Raw genomic sequence first — 3,934 nt, forward strand, 5'->3', positions numbered from 1 at the left:
CTGGCCGATCCGAGCATGGACAGAATCCGAGCCGGGCGTAAGACCGCAGACGGGACCACGTATGTCCTACTGAACTATGACACTTACCAGACTTCGCGAGCCGCAGACGGGGCCGCACTCCGAGCCGCAGACGAGCCGGACGCGAGCCGCACGCGAGCCAAAATAGAAGCAGGTAAAGCAGGTAAAGCAGGAAAGCAGAACCCCTCTCAGGGCGCGCCGGCTTCGCCGGGCGATGAGACACGCGGGGATGACAAGTCCACGAAAGGCGAGAGGCGGCCGCTCCGGCGGTGCCCGGCCGAGTGGCAGCACACCGACGAACACCGGCGGCTCGCCGTGACGTTGGGTGTGGACGTGGCGACCTGCGCTGACGAGATGCGCGACCACACGTTCCCGACAGGCCGGATGGACTGGGACGCCACGTTCCGCAACTGGCTGCGAGAGGCCGCACGTCGGCAGAACCGCGGCAGGCCCGCCGGCGCATCGCCGGTCACGGCGGCGGAGCGAGAGGGTGAGGACGCGACGCGGCGCGCGCTCCGCCTCGACCAGGAGCGCGAGGACCGGAAGCAGCGGGAGCAGGACGAGCGGGAGGCGTGGCGAGTGGCGATGGTTGCGAAGTGGGAGGGGGCAGACCAGGTGACGCGAGCTCGCATCCGGAAGGCGGCGGAAGCGGAGTACGCGCACCTGACCCCTGGCACCCGCAGCTATGAAAAGTCCGTGCGGTGGAGGTGCTTGACCCTCCTGGCAGACGAGATCAAAACCGAAAGGAAGACCGCATGACGGGGGGCGTGCACTACTCGGCGGAGGCAGAGCTGTCCGTGCTGGGCGCAATGCTCATTGACGTTGACGCCGTGAAAATCGCCGGCGAGCAGCTGGAGGAGTGGATGTTCTACCGCCCGGGGAATCGGAAGGCGTTCGCCGCGATGCTCGCGATCGACGCGCGCGGCGACGTGGTGGACGCCCTCACTCTCGCGACTGAGCTGCGGAATCGTGGCGCCCTGGAAGAAGCCGGCGGCATGCAGTTCATCGCGTCGATAATGGATGCGGTGCCGACGTCGGTGGGGTTGGAGCAGCACGCCAAGATCGTCGTGGACCACGCCGCATTGAGGAAGCTGGCGGGCGCATGCTCGGCCGCTGTGGATCTGATCGCCTCAGCTGCGGGCCGGTCCCCGGAAGAGGTGCACGGCGACGTCGAACGGCTGATCGCCGACGCGGAGGTGAGAACCGAAGCCGCGGCGCTGGTGCCCGTGCGGGTGCTGCTGGGGCCGATGCTGGACGAGATGGAGACGTGGGGCACGCCGGCCGAGGTGAAGGGCGTACGGACCGGGCTGGCCGACGTGGACGCGCGCACGGGCGGGTTCATGCCCGGCGAGCTGGTTGTTGTCGCGGCCCGCCCGAGCATGGGCAAGTCGGCAATGGCCGTCTGTAACATCGCCGCACATGCCACGCTGACTGAAAATCGCACGGTCGCGCTGTTCAGCCCGGAAACGAAGCGCCGCGGCGTGGTCTCGCGCATCCTCGCGTCGGAGTCGCGCGTCAACCTCAAAGAAGCCAAGGCCCGCGGGGGTGCGCTCGATGACGAGATGGCCCGGATCGGGACGGCGTTCGGGTACGTGCACAGCATGCCCCTGCACGTGGACGACACGAGCGGGATCACCGCGGCGACGCTCGCCCGGCGGCTCCACCGACTGCGCCGCGAGTCCCCGGAAGGCCAGGCGCCTGAAGTCGTGATCGTGGACTACCTGCAGAAGATGCGGGACCCGGCTGCGAAGGGCGATACGCGGCGCGAGGTGGCGAATAACATTCAGGCCCTGAAGGACATTGGCATGGAGTTCAACGTCGTCATGATCGCACTCTCGCAGCTGTCCCGGCAGGTGGAGCAGCGACCGGACAAGCGCCCGATGATGAGCGACCTACGCGAGGCTGGGGAGATCGAGCAGGAAGCGGACACGATCATGTTCCTGTACCGCCCCGAGTACTACTTCGGCGACACCGACAAGGAGGGGAACAGCCTCGTCGGCCTGGCTGAAGTCATCATCGGGAAGGCGCGCGACGGGTGGACGGGGCCGGTGCCCGTCGCCTTCGAGAAGGAGTTCACGAAGTTCGCCGACCTCTCACGCCGGCAGGACTACCGATGAAGCCCCAAGCGCGCGAGTGGGAGGCGCACCGCTTCATGTGCCACTGGCGCCGCGAGGACGAGCCGGGTTGGGAGGGGGCGTTCCGCACATGGGCCGGGCCGGACGGGAGGGACTTCGCCCCCATGGACTACGCAGTCATTCGCGGGATCGTCCGGCTGGAGCTGGTTGCCTGCGGTCACCTCTCCGCCGACTGGGAGGACTTGGCCGCATGAGCCGATCAGGAACGAGCGCGGCCAGCGGGATCGGCTTCCGCAAGACGCCGCCGGCGACGCTCCGCGACGAGCTGATGGAGACGGTCGGCAGGTGGCCCGTGCCAGGTACGTCGCCTCACGACCTGGGGATCACGGCGGACATGGGCAGGCGAGCACTGAGGCTGTACCACGGAGACGGCGCGCCGTCCGACTGCGCCGATATCGCCGCCCTCCTGGCGCACTGGCCCGTGGACGCAGTTGATCCCGAGATGGCGGCCCAGGCACGTGCCCTGTACGACCGCTGGATAGAGGGGCGATACCTGATCGTCACCGGCGAGAGGCTGGTGACTCACTCACGACACGAGGTGGACAGATGAGCGTAGGCGGGACCGTGATCGAAACGATCGTGCTGGACGACCGCGTGTGGGTGAACACGCGGGAGCCGAACCATGGCGACGAGTGCGCGATTTACGTGGAACGCACGCCGGAGTCCCGCACGATCAACGAGGGTGACAGCCTGTGGTGGCAGAGCGGTTGGGCGTTCTGGACTCCCAGCAACGGGGCGTTTGAAGACCGCCGCCTGAACCGGATCGGCTGCTCGGGCGTGGCGCGGCCCGACACGACAGCGGACGCGGGAGGCGACGATGTGCGATGACTGCCTACTCCCCTTGGTGGGGCACCTACCGAGGCGTGTGGAGGTGACGCCCCTCGTACCCGTGGTGGACCTGCAGGTGGGGGACGCGTCAGCGGCGACGCACCGGTGGGTCGGCAACGGCGAGTACGGTTCGTCGGAGCACGGCTACATGTGCGGGGACTGCGGGGTTGACCACGAGGACGCCGACGATGACGAGCCGTGCCCGGCCGCAGGGGACAACGCACCGGTGCCGAGTGAGGGCGGCTACATGCCTCCCGAGATGGACGACTACCACGCGAACGGCTGGTGAGCCCGGCCCCAACCTGTAAGGGATGTTTACAGGTTGGGAGGGGGGTCGTCCACGGGGGGCACGGGCGGATCCAAGGTCGCGGCGGCGGCTTCCAGCGCATCCGCATCCGCAAGCATCCGGGCGGCGGTGCGCGGCGCCTCCTCCCGCAACTCGGCCGCTCGCTCGCGGAACATGGGGGCGAGCTTGGGCGCCACGTCGGGCCCCGCATTCCGGTTCCCCGCCGACAGCTGCTTCAGGTACGGGATGGAGATGCCGGTCCGGTCCTGAAGCTCGGAGAGGCTGAGTCGGGTGCTTCGGATAAGGTCGCGCACGTTCATCCCCCGAAGGTAAGAGAGGGCAGAGAGCGCAGCAAACGTCGCCACTTTCTGGGCTCTGATAACTCGCGGTTACAAACCCCCCTTGACGGGGAGGTAACCAACGGTTATCATTCTCCCCACAAAGGTAACCGATGGTTACCGGCGCGGTCAACCCTGACGAGTGGAGCGGCGGATCATGGCGAGCAAGAAGCAGACGGTTTCGGTGACGGTGGACGGCCAGACGATCACGAAGTCCACGAGCCGCAGCTACTCGCACGCGGTCGTCGCCCGCTGCCCGGACGGGGTGGTTCGGGTGCTGAACTGGTGTGGCTCGTACGAGCTGGCGGTGAAGTCCCTCGGCCACAACC

6 protein-coding genes and 1 pseudogene are annotated in these 3,934 nt (G+C 67.7%); 6 read left to right on the top strand and 1 reads right to left on the bottom strand.

Features of this window, described 5'->3' with window-relative positions:
• From VIB55_RS01290 to VIB55_RS01315, 6 genes and pseudogenes are all read left to right on the top strand, one after another.
• Positions 1–777: pseudogene (locus tag VIB55_RS01290) on the top strand (hypothetical protein); the annotation flags it as partial.
• Positions 774–2,135: a replicative DNA helicase gene (locus tag VIB55_RS01295; RefSeq protein WP_331874852.1), complete on the top strand. Its 1,362-nt coding sequence runs from the start codon at positions 774–776 to the stop codon at positions 2,133–2,135. The pseudogene VIB55_RS01290 and the gene VIB55_RS01295, both read left to right, overlap by 4 nt.
• Complete coding sequence (locus tag VIB55_RS01300; RefSeq protein WP_331874853.1) at positions 2,132–2,347, top strand: hypothetical protein; 216 nt, start codon at positions 2,132–2,134, stop codon at positions 2,345–2,347. Before VIB55_RS01295 ends, VIB55_RS01300 begins: the two co-directional genes overlap by 4 nt.
• A complete protein-coding gene (locus VIB55_RS01305; protein ID WP_331874854.1) occupies positions 2,344–2,703 on the top strand; it encodes a hypothetical protein in 360 nt (119 codons plus the stop codon). Before VIB55_RS01300 ends, VIB55_RS01305 begins: the two co-directional genes overlap by 4 nt.
• 14 nt (positions 2,704–2,717) lie before the next feature.
• Complete coding sequence (locus VIB55_RS01310; protein WP_331874855.1) at positions 2,718–2,981, top strand: hypothetical protein; 264 nt, start codon at positions 2,718–2,720, stop codon at positions 2,979–2,981.
• 43 nt (positions 2,982–3,024) lie between these two features.
• Complete coding sequence (locus tag VIB55_RS01315) at positions 3,025–3,270, top strand: hypothetical protein (RefSeq protein ID WP_331874856.1); 246 nt, start codon at positions 3,025–3,027, stop codon at positions 3,268–3,270.
• Between the two features lie 26 nt (positions 3,271–3,296).
• Here VIB55_RS01315 and VIB55_RS01320 read toward each other — a convergent pair whose 3' ends face one another.
• Positions 3,297–3,581: a hypothetical protein gene (locus VIB55_RS01320; RefSeq protein WP_331874857.1), complete on the bottom strand. Its 285-nt coding sequence runs from the start codon at positions 3,579–3,581 to the stop codon at positions 3,297–3,299.
• Between the last annotated feature and the right edge of the window lie 353 nt (positions 3,582–3,934).

The organism is Longimicrobium sp. (assembly GCF_036554565.1).
GTDB lineage: Bacteria > Gemmatimonadota > Gemmatimonadetes > Longimicrobiales > Longimicrobiaceae > Longimicrobium.

Coding starts and splice junctions, on each gene's coding strand:
- VIB55_RS01305 (WP_331874854.1), top strand. CDS start 2,344: ATGAGCCGATCAGGAACGAGCGCGGCCAGCGGGATCGGCTTCCGCAAG.
- VIB55_RS01300 (WP_331874853.1), top strand. CDS start 2,132: ATGAAGCCCCAAGCGCGCGAGTGGGAGGCGCACCGCTTCATGTGCCAC.
- VIB55_RS01295 (WP_331874852.1), top strand. CDS start 774: ATGACGGGGGGCGTGCACTACTCGGCGGAGGCAGAGCTGTCCGTGCTG.